The organism is Mycobacteriales bacterium (genome assembly GCA_035533475.1).
In the GTDB taxonomy this organism is placed as follows: Bacteria; Actinomycetota; Actinomycetes; order DATLTS01; family DATLTS01; genus DATLTS01.
Genome location: DATLTS010000012.1, coordinates 1 through 15,742 on the forward strand (window position 1 = coordinate 1; position 15,742 = coordinate 15,742).

Here is a 15,742-nt window from a genome sequence, read left to right on the forward strand (position 1 = left end):
CCGACGCGCCTACGCACCCGTACTCCGCCAAGCCGACCTGCCCAACAACACCACCGTCCCCTGGTGGGGAAACCGCACCCTGCGCTACGAAATCACCTGACCCGTTGCCCCGAACCAGTTGCGTGGAAATCCGCGCTAACCCGCGATATGCCTTCTTACCTGGGAAAACACTACGCATCAACATTGATCAACAGCGACCGAAACGGCTCTGGGCAGACTTGAAAGCCGCTATGGGGAGTGATCCTCATCGTGGGTTCGAATCCCACGCCCTCCGCTTGCTTGCTGACCGCCGGCTTCCGCCTTTCGCACGGCAAGAGGTCCGTTCGCCATGCAGGAGAGCGAGGCGCGACGGCGAAGTAGGGCCTGCGGCGCCTGGCGGCGCTTCTCCGGGGAGGTCTTGGGTGCGACGCGTTCGATCGCTCGCAACGACGGCTGTGCTCCTCACCGTGGTGGCGGGCGTGGGGCAGGCTGCCGCCGATGCCCCGCAGCTGGGCCTGCCGACCGGGACGCAGCAGCAGGTCGAGGCGGACCGTCCGATCCCGGTACCGAGCACCCCCTCGTGCACCGAGATCCTCATGACGCACGACTTCGCGAATTCCTACGGCTCGCCGTTCAACGGCACCTACGCGCCGCCCGCGGGCTGCCCCGGCCCGTGGTCGAAGGTCGTGCTCACCCTCACCAGCACGGTGGCCGGCGTGCAGTTCGACCGCGACGTTTACGTGGCGATCGGCCGGGCGGTCGTTCTCGACGGCAGCACATCGGAGCCGTGCTGCACCGGGAACCCGATCACCTGGACCGTGCAGCGTGACGTCACCGACATCATTCCGCTGCTCACAGCAAGCCAGCCGGTCCAGGTGGAACTCGACAATGTCAACAACGCGACCTACACCGGCGTCTACCACACGGTGGTCTCGTTGACCTTCTACGAGACGGATGCCAACACACCCGAAGGTGCGCACCCGGATGTGGTTCTGCCGGTCTCGTCGACCGGCGGGGGCGGACCGATGCTGACGGTAAGCCGGGACGGTCAGCGAGTTGGCGCTCCGGTGACGTTTCCGAGCGACCTGAGCCGGCTCTCGGCGGAGATCTATGCCGACGCCCATGGCCCGTGCGAGGAGTTCTGGTGGGCTGATCCCGGGGATTGCGCCGGGACGCCCTACCGCGAGATCGGCATCTTCATCGACGGCCGCCTCGCCGGGGCGGCTCCGGCCTACCCGGTGACCTACACCGGCGCGTCCGGGCCTGGCCTGTGGGAGCCGATCCCGTCGCCGCGCGCGTGGGATCTGCGGCCCTACGACGTCGACCTCACGCCCTTCGTCGGCCTACTCACCGACGGTCAGCCCCACCAGGTGACGCTAGGTGTCTTCGACACCAGCTTCCAGGGCGGCGACTTCTGGGCGTTGGCCGCCAACCTGCTGGGCTGGACGGCTGATCGCGGTGGTCGCACCAAGGGTGCTCTGTTGAGCGCGACCGGCGCCACCGCGCCCACTGATGCCATCACGGATCCGACGACGCAAGGCGTGCCATACCTGGACACCGCCTCGCACACGCTGACTTTCGTGGGAGAGACCTTTGCCGGTGGCCAGCGCGTCACAACAACGGTCAAGGAGTCGATGGGCGAGAGCGACCGGCAGGCGGTTCTCGTCGACTACGGTGACTGGACCTGGGATCAATCCACGACGACCGCCACGGATGCCCAAACCACCGTCGTAGCTACGCACGCCGTCTACGGCATCGTCTCCGACCTTTTGACGAGCTACGACCTCACGGACAACGGCAGTTCGACCATCACCGTCGACGGTAAGCAGACCGGTTGGACGTCATTCGACGAGTCGATGAGCACGGCGGACGCGACCGGGATCGTTTTCAACGGGGCCGAGCAGGAAACCTACGGTTACGCCGACAGTGCCGGTGCCTGCTACGACCACCGGCTGGCGAGCCAGGCCGGCGAAATAACCGTCGACCAACTTGACGGCATGTGCCCGGGGCCGCCCGGTAGCTGAGGTCGTCGGGTACCCCTCCGCCAGGCGCGGCGGCCCGAAATCCGGCACAGCCAGGCGGTGGTGACCGGCCGTCCCGCCGGCGGCCGGGTATCATCGGTTGCGTGTTCACGGCGAGCTAAGACGCGGCGGGCATCCCGAGTCCTCGGAGCCCCCCCTTCAGGCCTGCTCGCCCCCTCAGGAGACCTCACATGCTCACGGCTACCGGCGTCGAGCTGCGCGCCGGCCCCCGACTGTTGCTCTCCGACGCGACGTTCCGCGTCGGCCCGTCGGACCGGATCGGCCTCGTCGGCCGTAACGGCGCCGGCAAGACCACCCTGTGCCGTGTCCTGGCCGGCGAATCCCTGCCGGCGGAGGGCGCGGTCGAGCGAACCGAACCGATCGGATACCTCCCGCAGGACCCGCGGACCGGCGACCTGGATGTCATCGCCCGGGATCGGGTGCTGTCTGCCCGCGGGATAGACGAGCTGCTGCGCGGGATGGAGAAGGCCCAGATCCAGCTGGCCGAGCGACCCGACGACGCCGACCTCGTCCGGCGGTACGGGCGGCTCGAGGAGGCCTTCACCGCCCTGGGCGGCTACCAGGTGGAGGCGGCAGCGGATCGGATCTGCTCGAACCTGGGCCTGCCGGAGCGGATCCTCGAGCAACCGCTGCGTACCCTCTCCGGTGGCCAACGCCGTCGGGTCGAGCTGGCGCGGATCCTGTTCTCCGGAGCTCCCTCGTTGGTGCTGGACGAGCCGACGAACCACCTCGACGCGGACTCGATCGGCTGGCTGCGGGACTACCTGCGCGCGCACACCGGCGGCCTCGTCGTCATAAGCCACGATGTGGGGCTGCTCGAGCACGTCGTGAACCGGGTGTTCCACCTCGACGCCACCAGGAACACCCTCGATCTGTACAACGTCGGCTGGCGGCCCTACCTGCTGCAACGCGAGACCGACGAGCGCCGGCGGAAGCGGGAGCGGGTCAACGCGGTGAAGAAGGCCGACGCGCTGATGTCGCAGGCCGACCGGATGCGGGCGAAGGCGACCAAGGCGCAGGCGGCGCACAACATGCAGCGCCGAGCGGAACGGTTGCTCGCCGGTCTCGAGTCCGAGCGTCAGGCAGACCGGGTCGCGAAGTTGCGGTTTCCGGATCCCGCCCCGTGCGGCCGGGTCCCGCTCAGCGCGACCGCGCTCTCGAAGTCCTTCGGGTCCCTGGAGGTGTTCACAGACGTCGACCTGGCGATCGACCGCTCCAGCCGGGTCGTGATCCTGGGCCTCAACGGGGCCGGCAAGACCACCCTGCTTCGCATCCTCGCCGGGATCGAGGAGCCCGACACCGGTGAGGTCGTCCATGGGCATGGCCTGCGCCTCGGCTACTACGCCCAGGAGCACGAGACCCTGGACCCGGAAATCGCCGTCATGGAGAACCTCAGGGCAGCCGCGCCGGAGGTCGAGGAACCTCGGCTGAGAGCCGTGCTCGGCGCCTTCCTGTTCTCCGGCGACACCGCACACCAGCTGGCCGGGACGCTTTCCGGTGGGGAGAAAACCAGGCTGGCGTTGGCCCGCCTCGTAGTCTCACGGGCCAACGTTCTCCTGCTCGACGAGCCGACGAACAACCTCGACCCGGCGAGCCGGGAGCAGGTTCTCGCCGCCCTCGCCGGCTTCGGGGGCGCCGTCGTGCTGGTCACCCATGACGACGGCGCGGTAGCCGCACTCGCCCCGGAGCGCGTGCTGCTTCTCCCGGACGGTGTCGAGGACCACTGGAGCGAGGACTTCGTCGACCTCGTCGAGCTCGCGTGATCCGCGCGCGGTGCGATGCACCCACCCCCCGCTGGGAGCGGGCTGGCGAGATGCATCAAAATGGGTGATCATCCCTACCGCAGGGTTTGCGACCCCCCGGTGGCGCGCATTATGCGCCGGGTAGACGACAACGGAGGTTCGACGTGGCGGAGCTGAAGAAGGGCAGCCGGGTAACCGGAACCGAGCGCGACAAGCTGGCGGGTGACCTCAGACGCAAGTACGACGGGGGCCAGAGCATCCGCGCGCTCGCGGAGGCGACCGGTCGCTCCTACGGCTTCGTGCACCGGATCCTCAGCGAGTCTGGGGTGAAGCTGCGCGGGCGGGGCGGCGCCACCCGGGGCAAGAAGTCCTGACCGACCCCGCGCCGGCGCCGGGGCTCGCCGATCCGGACCCTGGTGTCCGCTTCGAGATCGACGGCCAGGTGGCCACGATCACTCTGTGCCGACCGCAGCGACGGAACGCGCAGACCCCACACACCTGGACCGCCTTGCGCGAGTTCGGGCGGGGGCTCACCGGCGAGGTGCGGGTCGTCGTCGTCCGCGGGGAGGGCCCGTCCTTCTCCGCGGGCCTCGATCGATCGATGTTCAGCGGGGAGTCGCTGCCCGGGATCGCCTCGTTCACCGAGATGGCCCGGATGCCCGACGCCGAGGCGGTGGCGCTGATCGCCTCCTACCAGGAGGCGTTCAGCTGGCTGAGCCGGCCCGACATCGTCAGTGTGGCCGCGGTACAGGGCCACGCGGTGGGCGCCGGCTTCCAGCTCGCCCTGGCCTGCGACCTGCGGATCGCCGCGGACGATGCGCAGTTCACGATGGCCGAAACCTCGCTCGGGCTGGTTCCGGATCTCGGTGGCACGAGGATCCTGGTCGAACTCGTCGGCTATCCGCGGGCGCTCGAGATCTGTGTCACGGGACGTCGGGTCGATGCCGCGGAGGCGGCCCGGCTCGGCCTGGTCGAACTGGTCGTCGCCCCCGCCGACCTCGCCGCCGCGACCAGTGACTTGACCGCCGCCGTGCTGGCCGCGCCCCGCGACGCGGTGGTCGAGACGAAAGCACTGCTAGCCGCCGCCCGCCACCGCGATCCGGCCGGCCAGCTGCGGGCCGAGCGCGAAGCGCAGCTGCGCCGCATTCGCGACCTGGCCGGGGTGGGAGAGTAGCCGGGTGGATCTCGCTCTCTCAGACGAGCACGCGGCCCTGCGCCGGGAGGCCCGGGACTGGGTCGACGAGGTCGTCGTTCCGCGCGCGATCGAGTACGACCGGTCGGAAAAGTTCCCGACCGAGGCGCTCGAGGGGTTGCGCAAGCTCGGTTTCCTCGGGATGACTATCCCCGAGGAGTACGGCGGCGGCGGCGCCGATCCGCTCTCGTACGTGCTCGTCATCGAGGAGCTGGGCCGTGGGGATGCCAACGTCCGCTCGATCGTCTCGGTCCATCTCGGTCTGGTTGCCGGTGCGATCGCCCGTTGGGGGACCGAGGCGCAGCGCCGGAAATGGCTGCCGGCGATGGCTTCCGGGGACATCCTCGGGTGCTTCTGCCTGACCGAACCGGACCACGGCTCCGATCCGGCCAACCTCGAAGCCACCGCCGTTTCGGACGGCGACCGATGGCGGCTGTCCGGCCGCAAGATATTCATCACCAACGGGGACATCGCCGGCGTAGCGCTCGTCATGGCCCGGACCGGTGGTCCGGGCGCCCGCGGGGTCTCGGCCTTCCTCGTGCCCACCGACAGCGCGGGCTTCACCGCCCGGCCGATCAAGGGCAAGCTGGGGCTCCGTTCCTGCGACACCGCGGAGATCACCCTTGACGATGTCATCGTCTCTAACGATGCCCTTCTCGGCTCACCGGGGGACGGCATCAAGGTCGCGTTGTCTGCCCTTGACGACGGCCGGATCTCGCTGGCCGCGTCCTGCACCGGACTGGCCCAGGCTGCGCTCGACGCGATGACGACTTACGCCCGCAGTCGCGAACAGTTCGGCCGGCCGATCGCCGGATTCCAGCTCGTTCAGGAGCTCATCGCGGATACCGCCGTCGAGGTCGAAGCCGCCCGGCTGCTCACCTGGCGGGCCGCCGATCTCAAGGCCCGCGGCGAGAGCTACACGGTGGCGGCGAGCATGGCTAAGTACTACGCGTCCGAGGCGTCGGTTCGCGCTTCGAACGCTGCGGTGCAGGTACACGGCGGCTACGGATATGTCGATGACTTCGTCGTCGGGAAGTTGCTCCGGGACGCTCGCGTCACCACGTTGTACGAGGGAACGTCCCAGGTGCAGAAGCTGCTCATCGGCCGAGCGGTGACGGGCGTCTCAGCGTTCGTCTGAGATAGCGGCCCTGTTCGATGCCCTCCTCGAATCCGGTCTCGAGCTCCCGCCGGCAGCCGTCGTGGATCGGGTGGGGTCCCCACAGCCAGCCGGTCCCGCCGGGCTCGGTGAGCCCCTCGTAGAGCACCCGGCCGCGCCAGTTCGGCTTCACCGGACGGCCGCACACGTAGCACTGCTCCACCGGGCGAGCCTACGCAGGACTGCGCTAGCCGGGATCTGGCGCCGCGCCGTCGTGGCGACCACCGCCCACCACCGGTCGGGCCGGCAACGACGTGGCCATGACGCTGCGGAAGCGCGGGTCGTGGAACATCTTGGTCGTCAGCGTATGCCGGCTTCTGACCAGTGCCCAGAGGCCCGTTGCGACGCCGGCACCGGCCAACGGGGCCACCAGGTATATCCACCAGTCCGGGTACCGGGCGGAAAGCAGGTCCGGGGCAAGTGAGCGCACCGGGTTCAGGCTGCTGCCGGTGTAGGGGGCCAGCTGCCAGACGAAGCAGGCGATCAGTACCCAGGTGGCCACCGGTGTCCAGCGTGCCGTCCGGGCCCGGCTGAGGAATGCGTAGATGGTGAGGATGAGCGCGGCGGTCATGCCTAGCTCGATGCCGGCGGCGGCGGCGAGCTGGAGTCCGTGCCGGGGGACGGTCCGGCCCCAGTTCACCGGGGCCCGGGTGAACGTCCCACCCCAGAGCCACCGATCCAGCGCGACCCCTCCAATGGCCCCGGTGAGCTGGCCGGCCAGGTAGCCACCGAGGTCGGCAGCCGAAACCTTGCCCTGGAGCCAGAAGCTCAAGGTCACGGCCGGGTTGAGGTGCGCGCCGGACAGCCGGCCGATCGGCGAGATGGCCACCAGGCTGCCGGAGCCCGCGAAGAGCAGGCCGGTGAGCAACAAGCGGAGGCTCGGGCTGGGAATCCCCCGGGGCACCGGCGAGCCGGCCCCGAAGTCCAGGCTGACCGCGGAGAGCCCGCCGAGCAGCAGCAGCGCGGTACCTGCCGCCTCGGCTAGCCATTCCCGCCCGTGCCACCCGCCGTGCGCCGGTTGGGGCGCCGCCGGCGGATGGTCCATCCGGTGATCTTGCCCGCTCCGCCAGGAAGCGTTCGGCCCGACCAGGTGTTGTTCGGGCAATGAGCATGATGGGACATCGAGCCGGCTGGTCCTCATTGCGCTCGTACACCCGGGACCGGGACGTCGCACAGCAGGCGCTGCCGCCTGGAATCTGGCGTCGCATCCTCCGCTTCGCGCGGCCCTACCGGCGCTGGCTGATGATCTTCCTGGTGTTGATCTGCGTCGATGCCGGGATCGGCGCGGTGAATCCGCTCGTCTACAAGGAGATCATCGATCGTGGAATCGGGCACCAGCCACCGGCGACCGCCCACCAGAACATCATCCTGGCGATGGCTCTGCTGCTCGCCGGTCTCGCGATCGTCGACGCCGGGATCTCGCTCGCCATGCGCTGGTATTCCTCCCGGATCGGCGAGGGGCTCATCTACGACATGCGCTCGGCGGTGTTCGCGCATGTCCAGCGGATGCCCCTTGCCTTCTTCACCCGGACCCAGACCGGAGCCTTGATCTCTCGGCTCAACAACGACGTGCTCGGCGCTCAACAGGCGTTCACCGACGTCATGGGCAACGTGGTATCCAACGTCGTCAGCCTGGCCATGGTGCTCTTGTTCATGTTGCTGCTGTCCTGGCAGATCACGTTGCTCGCCCTCGTCCTGCTGCCCGTGTTCGTCCTCCCGGCCCGGCTGGTCGGTCGCCGTCTGCAGGCGCTGACCCGGGAGGGTTACAACCTCAATGCGGCGATGAACACGACGATGTCGGAGCGGTTCAACGTGGCCGGCGCGCTGCTCGTCAAGCTGTTCGGGCGGCCCCATGAGGAGGAGGGCGCGTTCCGGTCCAAGGCCCGCCGGGTGGCTGACATCGGCATCATTCAGGCGATGTACAGCCGGGTGTTCTTCGTTTCGCTCGCGCTCGTCGCGTCCCTGGCCACGGCCCTCGTGTACGGCCTCGGTGGTCACCTGGCCGCGGACAACGCGCTCCAGGTGGGCACCCTCGTAGCTCTCGCCGCCTACCTCAACCGCCTTTACGGACCGCTCACCGCGCTGTCCAACGTTCGGGTGGACATCATGACCGCGCTGGTCTCCTTCGACCGGGTCTTCGAGGTACTCGACCTGCCGCCGATGATCGATGACAAGGCCGGCGCGGTGGATCTGCCCCGGCCGTTAGGCACCGCCGCGACCATCGAGTTCGACCACGTCGACTTCCGTTACCCCACCGCGGCCGAGGTGTCGCTGGCCTCTCTCGAGTCGGTCGCCATTCTCGACACCACGCCCGACCGGCAGGTGCTGCACGACGTGTCCTTCCGTGCGGAGTCGGGTGAACTGGTTGCGCTGGTCGGTCCGTCCGGGGCGGGCAAGACCACGATCAGCCAGTTGGTCACCCGCATGTACGACGTGCAGGGGGGTGCGGTGCGGGTCGGCGGGCGTGACGTCCGTGACGTCACCCTGGCGTCGCTTCGTGACACGGTCGGCGTGGTCACCCAGGACGCGCACATGTTCCACGACACGATCCGGGCCAACCTGCTCTACGCCCGGCCGGAGGCGACCGACCAGCAACTCTGGGAGTCGTTGGACGCTGCGCAGATCGGCGATCTCGTGCACTCGCTCTCGGACGGACTGGACACCCTCGTCGGGGACCGGGGGTACCGGCTCTCCGGCGGTGAGAAGCAGCGGATCGCGATCGCGCGACTGCTGCTCAAGGCCCCGTCCATCGTCGTGCTCGACGAGGCCACCGCGCACCTCGACTCGGAGTCGGAGCTGGCCGTGCAGCGGGCGCTGGCGCACGCCCTGGCCGGCCGCACCTCACTGGTCATCGCCCACCGGCTTTCGACGGTCCGGGAGGCCGACCGCATCCTCGTCGTCGACGACGGCCGGGTCGTGGAGTCGGGACGCCACGACGACCTGTTCGCGGCCGGTGGGCTCTACACCGACCTGTACCGCACCCAATTCGAGCGACAGGAAACCGGAGAACCCGCCGGGCTGTAATCCTGCGATGGGTGTAGCCGGCTTCTGTTTGACGCAGCTTTCTGTCGGTGGGCGCCGTTAGATTTCTCTGCATGTTCGAGGATCTGGGTCCGGTGGCGCTGGCGGCGGTGTTGGCCGGGGTGGATCCGGCGGGTTGTTCGGATGCGGAGCTGTTGGCGGCGGTGGTCGGTTTTGACCGGCTCGCGGGGTGGGTGAGCGCGCGGTCGGCGGCTTGCCAGCTTGCTTTGTATCGGCGGTTGGAGGACCCGGATATCCCGGAGGCGGTGACGGTGGAGTTGGCGGCGGCGTTGCGGGCGTCGCTGCGCACGGTGGACGCCCGGCTGACTTTCGCCGGAGATCTGGGTCGGCTGGAGGGGGTGGCCGAGGCGCTCGCCGCGGGGCGGATCGGCTGGGCGCATGCGCACGCGTTCGTCGAGGAGCTGCGGAATTTGGAATCGGCGGTGGCGGTGTGGATCGCCGGGGGCTGCTTGGAATACGCGGCGGCTCACACCCCGGGTCAGTTGCGGCGGATGCTGCGCCGGCGGCGGTTGCTGTTCGCGCCGTGGGTTCCGCAGTTTGTAGCGGTGGACCCGGAGTTGCCGGCGCGGCGGTTGGAGACCGACCCGGTCCGCGGGCGGCTGGAGCTGACCGTGGAGCCGTAGACGCGTTGAGCGGCCAACCCGGGCCGGCCCCTCACAGGGCGCGGGTCGACCCGCCGTCCACGGTGACGACGCAGCCGCTGAGATAGGAGGCGGCAGGGGACAGGCAGAAGGCCGCGACCCGGCCGAACTCGGCCGGCTCCCCGTAGCGGCGCAGCGGGATGCGTGCCTCCATCGCGGTCCGGGTCGCCGGATCGTCGCCGTCCATCGCCATCGTCCGATCGGTGGCGATCCGGCCGGGGGCCAGGCTCAGCACCCGGATGCCGCGCGGCCCAAGCTCGTCGGCGAAATCCTTCGCCAGCATCGCCAGTCCCGGGCGGAACCCGTTCGACACGGCGAGGCCGCCGATTGGGGATTTCACCGAGCTGGAGAGCACGAGACCGATCGCGCCACCGGTGTCGAGCCCGGCGGCGACCGTACGGACCAGGCGCACGGCGCCGAGGAACACCGATTCGAACGCCTCCCGCCAGGCCCCGTCGGCGACGTCCATCCCGCTTCCCGGTGGTGGCCCGCCGACCGAGATCAGCGCGCCGTCGAGCCGGCCGAAACTTGTCCTTGCGAGGTCGACCAGCCGCCCGGCGGTCGCCGGGTCGGCGTTGTCGGCGGCCACTCCGGTCGCGTGCTCGGGGCCGCCGAGCGCGGACACGGTCGCCTCGACACCGGCCGGGTCCCGGGAGGAGATCACGACCCGGGCTCCATCGGCGACGAGAACCTGTGCGGTCGCCCGGCCCAGTCCGCGGCTACCTCCGGCGATGACGTACACCCGGTCACGCAGCTCGAGGTTCATGCCCGGGTCAACCGCCCGGCGACGGCGCGCCGCCCGCGACGAGCCCGGCCCTCCAGCAGGCGGCCGCGCGGGTCCCATCGGCCGAAGGCGAGGGAGACGTCGCGGGTGCCGTCCGACAGGTTGACTGCGGTGTCGAGTACGCGCGGGCCACCGCGTGGCTGAAGGTCTGCGAGGTCACCGTCTGGGCATTCGGCGGGGCGGCCACCCGGACCAGCTCGCCGAAGTCGCTGAGCTGCACGACATTGGTGATCGTCGAGGCGGGGCTCGGGGTCATGCCGGGAAACAGTACGTGTCGCACCGAAACGACGGCGTGGACCAGCCCGTCCGGGCCGACCGTGTAAACGTCGGTGTTGGGAGGGAGGGGAGACCCAGCCGGTGCCTGCTCGCCGGCGAAGCCATGGCTGGGGACCGTCACCGTGAAGGTGTCTCCGCGCCGTTGCACGGCAGTCGTGCGCTGGACCGGCACCAGATCGAGCAGCGCGAGTGCCCCGCTGCGCAGGAAGTCCGGCCCGGGCGGGATCCGGAACCAGATCCAGCTCGCCCCGCTCGGGAGGAACCGGAGCGCCGGGTCCATCTGGGAGATGGACTCGTATTCGACGTCGCCGACCAGCCGCAGCGTGGTTCCGACGGCACCGTCACCCTGGCTCACCCGGGCCTGATCTCGGGCCAGGTCCGCGTCGCCGCTGAGCGGCGTCCCCGGCTGACCGGCCTGCTCGTCGAGCGTGCCGGATATGTGGAAGGAGGTCGACAGCGTGCGGGCGATCGCCGACTGCAGGGCGTCCGTCGCGCCCTGCTGGCTGGCCGCGCCCGCACCCGCACCTCCGCCGGCCCGGAGAGCGGCGGACGCCACCCCGACCGCCAGAACGAGGAGCACTGTGGTGCCGAGCGCTACCCAGGACCTCCGGCCGGGGTGCGCCGGGTCCCATCGGCCGTCGCCGGTCTCGGCGTCGAGCTTGTCCACGACCCTCACCCCCGGGGGCATGATGGCAGCATTCGTCCGGGTTGTCGCCCTATGCCGCACCCGCCCCGACCGGCTGAGGATCAGCCGGTCCAGAGCGCGAGCCCGCAGCTGCACCCGGTCGAACCGTCGGGGCCCGACTGCGTCTCGGAGCAGTCGGCGGCGTGCAGGTCGTGGACCTGGTGCCAGCGGGTGTGCCGCGGTCGCTCGCCGGTCGGTATCCGGGCCGCGCAGTACAGGCAGATCCAGTCGTCCATGTCCGCAGCGTAGGGCCGGGTCCCCGGCCCGGGCGATCTCAGCCGGCGAAGAGCAGGGTTAGGCTGGTGATCCATCGAGGAGGGCCGTGGCGACCCAAAGACCGCAGTACGGCCGACCGCCCGGGTCGGGCAGTTGGCGGCGGGCGGTCGCCATCCTGGCCCTCGGGGTCGGTCTTTTCGCCCTCGCGGTGGTCTACCTCGCGGTGCCGGCCGCCTCGCTGCCCGCCTTCCTCCCGGGCCGCACCGCCGGCGAGTCCGGCCACCAGATGGCCGCTGGGATCTTCTGCCTGATCGGCGCGCTGGCCTGCCTCATCCTCGGTGCGCTGGCCGCGCCGACCGTGCCGCTGGAGGAGCGTCCGGTGCTGCTCGTCCCGCGGCTCGTCCCCCGGCCGCCCGGGGCGGGGGACCCCCCTCCGATCGGCTGAGCGCCTACATCAACGAGCGCAGGACGTATTGCATGATCCCGCCGTGCTGGTAGTAGGCCGCCTCGCCGGGGGTGTCGATCCGCACGATCGCCCGGAACTCCACGCCGTCGGCGCGCACGGTCACCTCCCGCGGGATCTGCTCGGCACCTTCCAGTCCGGTCACCGAGTACTCCTCCTCGCCGGTCAGGCCCAGGCTCTCCCGGTCCTCTCCCTCCCGGAACTGCAGCGGCAGGACGCCCATCCCGATCAGGTTGCTCCGATGGATCCGCTCGTACGACGTGGCGAGAACCGCCCTTACCCCGAGTAGCGCGGTGCCCTTCGCCGCCCAGTCCCGGCTGGAGCCCGAGCCGTATTCGACACCGGCGAGGACGACGAGCGGTACCCCCTCGTCGGCATAACGCGTTGCCGCCTCGTAGATCGACATCTGCTCACCGTCCGGCAGGTGCCGGGTCACCCCGCCCTCCGTGCCCGGGGCGAGCTGGTTGCGGAGCCGGATGTTGGCGAAGGTGCCCCGGATCATCACCTCGTGGTTCCCCCGGCGCGACCCGTACGAGTTGAAGTCCCGCGGCTCCACGCCGTGTTCGACGAGGTAGCGACCGGCCGGCGAGTCTCTCTTGATCGAGCCGGCCGGCGAGATGTGGTCGGTGGTCACCGAGTCGCCGAGGACGGCGAGCACCCGGGCGCCGGTGATGTCCCGGATCGGTTCCGGCTCCCGCGCCATGCCGTCGAAGTAGGGCGGGCGGCGTACGTAGGTCGAGTCGGGCTGCCAGGCGAAGGCGTCCCCACTCGGCACTTCGATCGCCTGCCAGTTCGCGTCACCGGAGAACACGCCGGCGTAGCCGTCGGTGAACATCGACGAGGCGATCGCCTGACCGACCACCTCGTCGATCTCGCGGGTGGACGGCCAGATGTCCTTGAGGAACACCGGCGTTCCGTCGCTCCCGGTCCCGATCGGGTCCCGGGTCAGGTCGACGTCCATCGAGCCGGCGAGGGCGTAGGCCACGACGAGTGGCGGGGAGGCGAGGTAGTTCATCTTCACGTCCGGGTTGATCCGGCCCTCGAAGTTGCGGTTGCCGGACAGGACGGACACGACGGCGAGGTCGGCCGCGTTGACCGCCTGGGAGACCTCCGGGATCAGCGGGCCGGAATTGCCGATGCATGTGGTGCATCCGTAGCCGACCAGGGCGAAGCCGAGCTTGTCCAGGTATGGGGTCAGGCCGGCCCGGTCGTAGTAGTCCATGACGACCTTCGAGCCGGGCGCGAGCGAGGTCTTGACCCACGGCCGGCTGGTCAGTCCCTTCTCGACCGCCTTCTTGGCAAGCAGCGCCGCGGCGATCATCACGGACGGGTTCGACGTGTTCGTGCACGACGTGATGGCGGCGATGACCACCGATCCGTGGTCGATCTCGGTCTCGGTGCCGTCGGCGAGCCGGACCGCCGTCGGGGCGAGCGCGCGCTCGCCGCCGGCCGCCGCCGGCTGGTGCTCGGCGGGGGCGTCGGTCGCCTTGTCGGCCCGAACCGCCGGTGAGTCGCTGGCCGGGAAGGATTCGCTGGAGCCCTCGTCGAGCCCGCCGTTGACCAGCGCCGACGGGACGAAGTCGACGATCGCCCGCCGGAAGCTCGCCTTGGCCTCGGTCAGCGGGACCCGGTCCTGGGGCCGCTTGGGGCCGGCCAGGGAGGGCACGACCGTGCCCAGGTCGAGCTCGAGGGTTTCGGAGAAGTCCGGGGTCGCGTCCGGGTCGTGCCAGAGCCCCTGCTCCCTGGCGTAGGCCTCGACCAGCCGGACCAGTGCGTCCGGCCGTCCGGTGAGCCGCAGGTAGCTGAGGGTCTCGGCGTCGATCGGGAAGATGGCGCAGGTGGAGCCGTACTCCGGGCTCATGTTGCCGATCGTCGCGCGGTTGGCGAGCGGCACGTTCCCGACTCCCGGCCCGTAGAACTCGACGAACTTGCCGACCACCTTGTGCCGCCGCAGCAGCTCGGTGATCGTGAGCACGAGGTCCGTTGCGGTGGCCCCTTCGGGCAGCTCACCGGCGAGCCGGAACCCGACCACCGTGGGGATGAGCATGGACACCGGCTGTCCGAGCATCGCGGCTTCCGCCTCGATCCCGCCGACCCCCCAGCCGAGGACGCCGAGCCCGTTGACCATGGTCGTGTGCGAATCGGTTCCGACCAGGGTGTCCGGGTAGGCGACGCCCTCGCTGGTGAACACGACCCGAGCGAGGTATTCGAGATTCACCTGGTGCACGATCCCGGTGTCCGGCGGGACGACCTTGAAGTTGGTGAACGCCTGCTGCCCCCAGCGGAGGAACTCGTAGCGCTCGCGGTTTCGGGTGAACTCGATTTCGGCGTTGCGCTGGAACGAGTCCGGTGACCCGAACAGCTCGGCGATCACCGAGTGGTCGATGACCAGCTCGGCCGGCGCCAACGGGTTGATCTTCTTGGCGTCCCCCCCGAGCGCGGTGGTGGCCTCGCGCATGGCGGCCAGGTCCACGACGCAGGGGACTCCGGTGAAGTCCTGCATGAGCACCCGCGCCGGCGTGTACTGGATCTCCGTCGCCGGCTCGGCGGCGGGGTCCCAACCGGCCAGCGCCTCGACCTGGGCCGCGGTCACCAGGTGGCCGTCCTCCCGGCGGAGCAGGTTCTCCAGCAGGATCTTGAGCGAGTACGGCAACCGCTCGCTGCCCGCCATCGCGTCCAGGCGGAAGATCTGGTAGCTGTCCTCGCCGACCCTGAGGTCCGCGCGCGCCGAGAAGCTGTTCGAGCTCATGCCGGGTTCCTCTTTCGCTCGGTCGGTCGGGTCCGGACGGTGTCCTCGACGAGGTCGAGCACGCTGTCGAGTTGTTGGGGGGACAGGCCGGCGGCGAGATGGGCGACCAGTCCGTCGTGGACGAGCGACAGGAAATTCACCAGAACGTGTACCGGGACGTCGGGGCGGACGATCCCGGCGGCTCGCTGTCGGATCAACCTGGTCCGGGTCGCGGCCGCAACCGTACGCAGATGCTTCTCCCAGCGCCGGCGGAACCGGGGGTCGGTGCGCAGCCGGCGCGACACCTCGAGTTGCACCCCGAGCCATCCGGCGTCGCGGGTCCGCAGGTCCCGCATCACCTGCACCAGCCCGTGCTCGGCCACCACCGCGGCCATCTCCTCGGCGTCGTCCCGGGCCAGTTCGAGGAACAGCGCGTCCTTGTCGGCGAAGTGGTGAAAGATCGCCCCGCGGGACAGGCCCGTCGACTGTTCCAGCAGACGCACGGTTGCGCCCTCATATCCGTGGCGAGCAAACGCCAGCCGGGCCCCGTCGAGGATCTGCCGCCGGGTCGCCGCCAGCCGTTCCGGACTCACCCGCGGCATGGCGCCCTCCCGGAGCCAACGTTAGCAAACCGTACGTCCGTTTTGCAAGAGGCCGCGTTGACTCAGCTAAAAGGTCCGCGTAGCCGGGTTCGTTGCCTCACGTAAGAAGGTCCGGCTAGCGGCGTGTCGGTGCTGGCCGCTGGGGGTTTGCCGGTCGGCTTGCGGGATGGAGCTGACGTTGGCGAACCGGAAGG

At 69.9% G+C, this 15,742-nt stretch carries 15 protein-coding genes; 8 read left to right on the plus strand and 7 right to left on the minus strand.

The window, feature by feature from the left end; genetic code table 11:
• Positions 1-401: 401 nt before the first annotated feature.
• The 5 genes from VNG13_01320 (at position 402) to VNG13_01340 (ending at position 6,093) form a co-directional block, all read left to right on the plus strand.
• Positions 402-2,003 carry a peptide-N4-asparagine amidase gene (locus tag VNG13_01320; protein HVA59158.1) on the plus strand — a complete coding sequence of 534 codons (1,602 nt, stop codon included), beginning with the start codon at positions 402-404 and terminating at the stop codon, positions 2,001-2,003.
• A 188-nt stretch (positions 2,004-2,191) separates the two neighbouring features.
• Positions 2,192-3,784, plus strand: a complete 1,593-nt coding sequence (locus VNG13_01325) for an ABC-F family ATP-binding cassette domain-containing protein (protein ID HVA59159.1) — start codon at positions 2,192-2,194, stop codon at positions 3,782-3,784.
• 86 nt (positions 3,785-3,870) lie between these two features.
• Positions 3,871-4,137, plus strand: coding sequence for a helix-turn-helix domain-containing protein (locus tag VNG13_01330; GenBank protein HVA59160.1), 267 nt, complete (start codon positions 3,871-3,873; stop codon positions 4,135-4,137).
• 68 nt (positions 4,138-4,205) lie between these two features.
• Positions 4,206-4,937 (plus strand): enoyl-CoA hydratase/isomerase family protein, encoded by a 732-nt coding sequence (locus tag VNG13_01335; protein HVA59161.1) that lies wholly within the window; start codon positions 4,206-4,208, stop codon positions 4,935-4,937.
• A 4-nt stretch (positions 4,938-4,941) separates the two neighbouring features.
• Entirely contained in the window at positions 4,942-6,093 is a 1,152-nt protein-coding gene (locus VNG13_01340) for an acyl-CoA dehydrogenase family protein (GenBank protein HVA59162.1), read from the plus strand.
• Here the strand turns inward: VNG13_01340 and VNG13_01345 are convergent.
• Both VNG13_01345 and VNG13_01350 read right to left on the minus strand, forming a co-directional pair.
• Entirely contained in the window at positions 6,053-6,274 is a 222-nt protein-coding gene (locus tag VNG13_01345; GenBank protein ID HVA59163.1) for a hypothetical protein, read from the minus strand. The two genes, VNG13_01340 and VNG13_01345, sit on opposite strands and share 41 nt — an antisense overlap.
• 24 nt (positions 6,275-6,298) lie before the next feature.
• Positions 6,299-7,156: an aquaporin gene (locus VNG13_01350; protein ID HVA59164.1), complete on the minus strand. Its 858-nt coding sequence runs from the start codon at positions 7,154-7,156 to the stop codon at positions 6,299-6,301.
• Positions 7,157-7,224: 68 nt separating this feature from the next.
• On the opposite strand from VNG13_01350, the gene VNG13_01355 reads away from it, so the two are divergent.
• Both VNG13_01355 and VNG13_01360 read left to right on the plus strand, forming a co-directional pair.
• Complete coding sequence (locus VNG13_01355) at positions 7,225-9,135, plus strand: ABC transporter ATP-binding protein (GenBank protein ID HVA59165.1); 1,911 nt, start codon at positions 7,225-7,227, stop codon at positions 9,133-9,135.
• A 71-nt stretch (positions 9,136-9,206) separates the two neighbouring features.
• On the plus strand, positions 9,207-9,776 hold the full coding sequence (locus tag VNG13_01360; GenBank protein ID HVA59166.1) for a DUF222 domain-containing protein: 570 nt from the start codon (positions 9,207-9,209) through the stop codon (positions 9,774-9,776).
• Between the two features lie 31 nt (positions 9,777-9,807).
• On the opposite strand, the gene VNG13_01365 is transcribed toward VNG13_01360, so the two are convergent.
• The 3 genes from VNG13_01365 to VNG13_01375 form a co-directional block, all read right to left on the minus strand.
• The gene (locus VNG13_01365) at positions 9,808-10,560 is read right to left on the minus strand and encodes an SDR family oxidoreductase (GenBank protein HVA59167.1); all 753 of its coding nucleotides are present in this window, start codon (positions 10,558-10,560) and stop codon (positions 9,808-9,810) included.
• 7 nt (positions 10,561-10,567) lie between these two features.
• A complete protein-coding gene (locus VNG13_01370) occupies positions 10,568-11,521 on the minus strand; it encodes a hypothetical protein (protein HVA59168.1) in 954 nt (317 codons plus the stop codon).
• Positions 11,522-11,601: 80 nt separating this feature from the next.
• Complete coding sequence (locus VNG13_01375) at positions 11,602-11,775, minus strand: hypothetical protein (GenBank protein ID HVA59169.1); 174 nt, start codon at positions 11,773-11,775, stop codon at positions 11,602-11,604.
• Between the two features lie 86 nt (positions 11,776-11,861).
• Here VNG13_01375 and VNG13_01380 point away from each other — a divergent pair, with 86 nt between their 5' ends.
• Positions 11,862-12,200, plus strand: coding sequence for a hypothetical protein (locus VNG13_01380; GenBank protein ID HVA59170.1), 339 nt, complete (start codon positions 11,862-11,864; stop codon positions 12,198-12,200).
• 4 nt (positions 12,201-12,204) lie between these two features.
• On the opposite strand, the gene VNG13_01385 is transcribed toward VNG13_01380, so the two are convergent.
• Together VNG13_01385 and VNG13_01390 are read right to left on the minus strand one after the other, a co-directional pair.
• Positions 12,205-14,967, minus strand: coding sequence for an aconitate hydratase (locus VNG13_01385; protein ID HVA59171.1), 2,763 nt, complete (start codon positions 14,965-14,967; stop codon positions 12,205-12,207).
• Positions 14,964-15,548 carry a helix-turn-helix domain-containing protein gene (locus VNG13_01390; protein HVA59172.1) on the minus strand — a complete coding sequence of 195 codons (585 nt, stop codon included), beginning with the start codon at positions 15,546-15,548 and terminating at the stop codon, positions 14,964-14,966. Before VNG13_01390 ends, VNG13_01385 begins: the two co-directional genes overlap by 4 nt.
• Between the last annotated feature and the right edge of the window lie 194 nt (positions 15,549-15,742).

What these genes read in the sequence shown, in the direction of transcription:
- VNG13_01390 (HVA59172.1), bottom strand. Translation starts at nt 15,548, where the DNA reads ATGCCGCGGGTGAGTCCGGAACGGCTGGCGGCGACCCGGCGGCAGATC.
- VNG13_01355 (HVA59165.1), top strand. Translation starts at nt 7,225, where the DNA reads ATGGGACATCGAGCCGGCTGGTCCTCATTGCGCTCGTACACCCGGGAC.
- VNG13_01365 (HVA59167.1), bottom strand. Translation starts at nt 10,560, where the DNA reads ATGAACCTCGAGCTGCGTGACCGGGTGTACGTCATCGCCGGAGGTAGC.
- VNG13_01385 (HVA59171.1), bottom strand. Translation starts at nt 14,967, where the DNA reads ATGAGCTCGAACAGCTTCTCGGCGCGCGCGGACCTCAGGGTCGGCGAG.
- VNG13_01325 (HVA59159.1), top strand. Translation starts at nt 2,192, where the DNA reads ATGCTCACGGCTACCGGCGTCGAGCTGCGCGCCGGCCCCCGACTGTTG.
- VNG13_01350 (HVA59164.1), bottom strand. Translation starts at nt 7,156, where the DNA reads ATGGACCATCCGCCGGCGGCGCCCCAACCGGCGCACGGCGGGTGGCAC.
- VNG13_01375 (HVA59169.1), bottom strand. Translation starts at nt 11,775, where the DNA reads ATGGACGACTGGATCTGCCTGTACTGCGCGGCCCGGATACCGACCGGC.
- VNG13_01360 (HVA59166.1), top strand. Translation starts at nt 9,207, where the DNA reads ATGTTCGAGGATCTGGGTCCGGTGGCGCTGGCGGCGGTGTTGGCCGGG.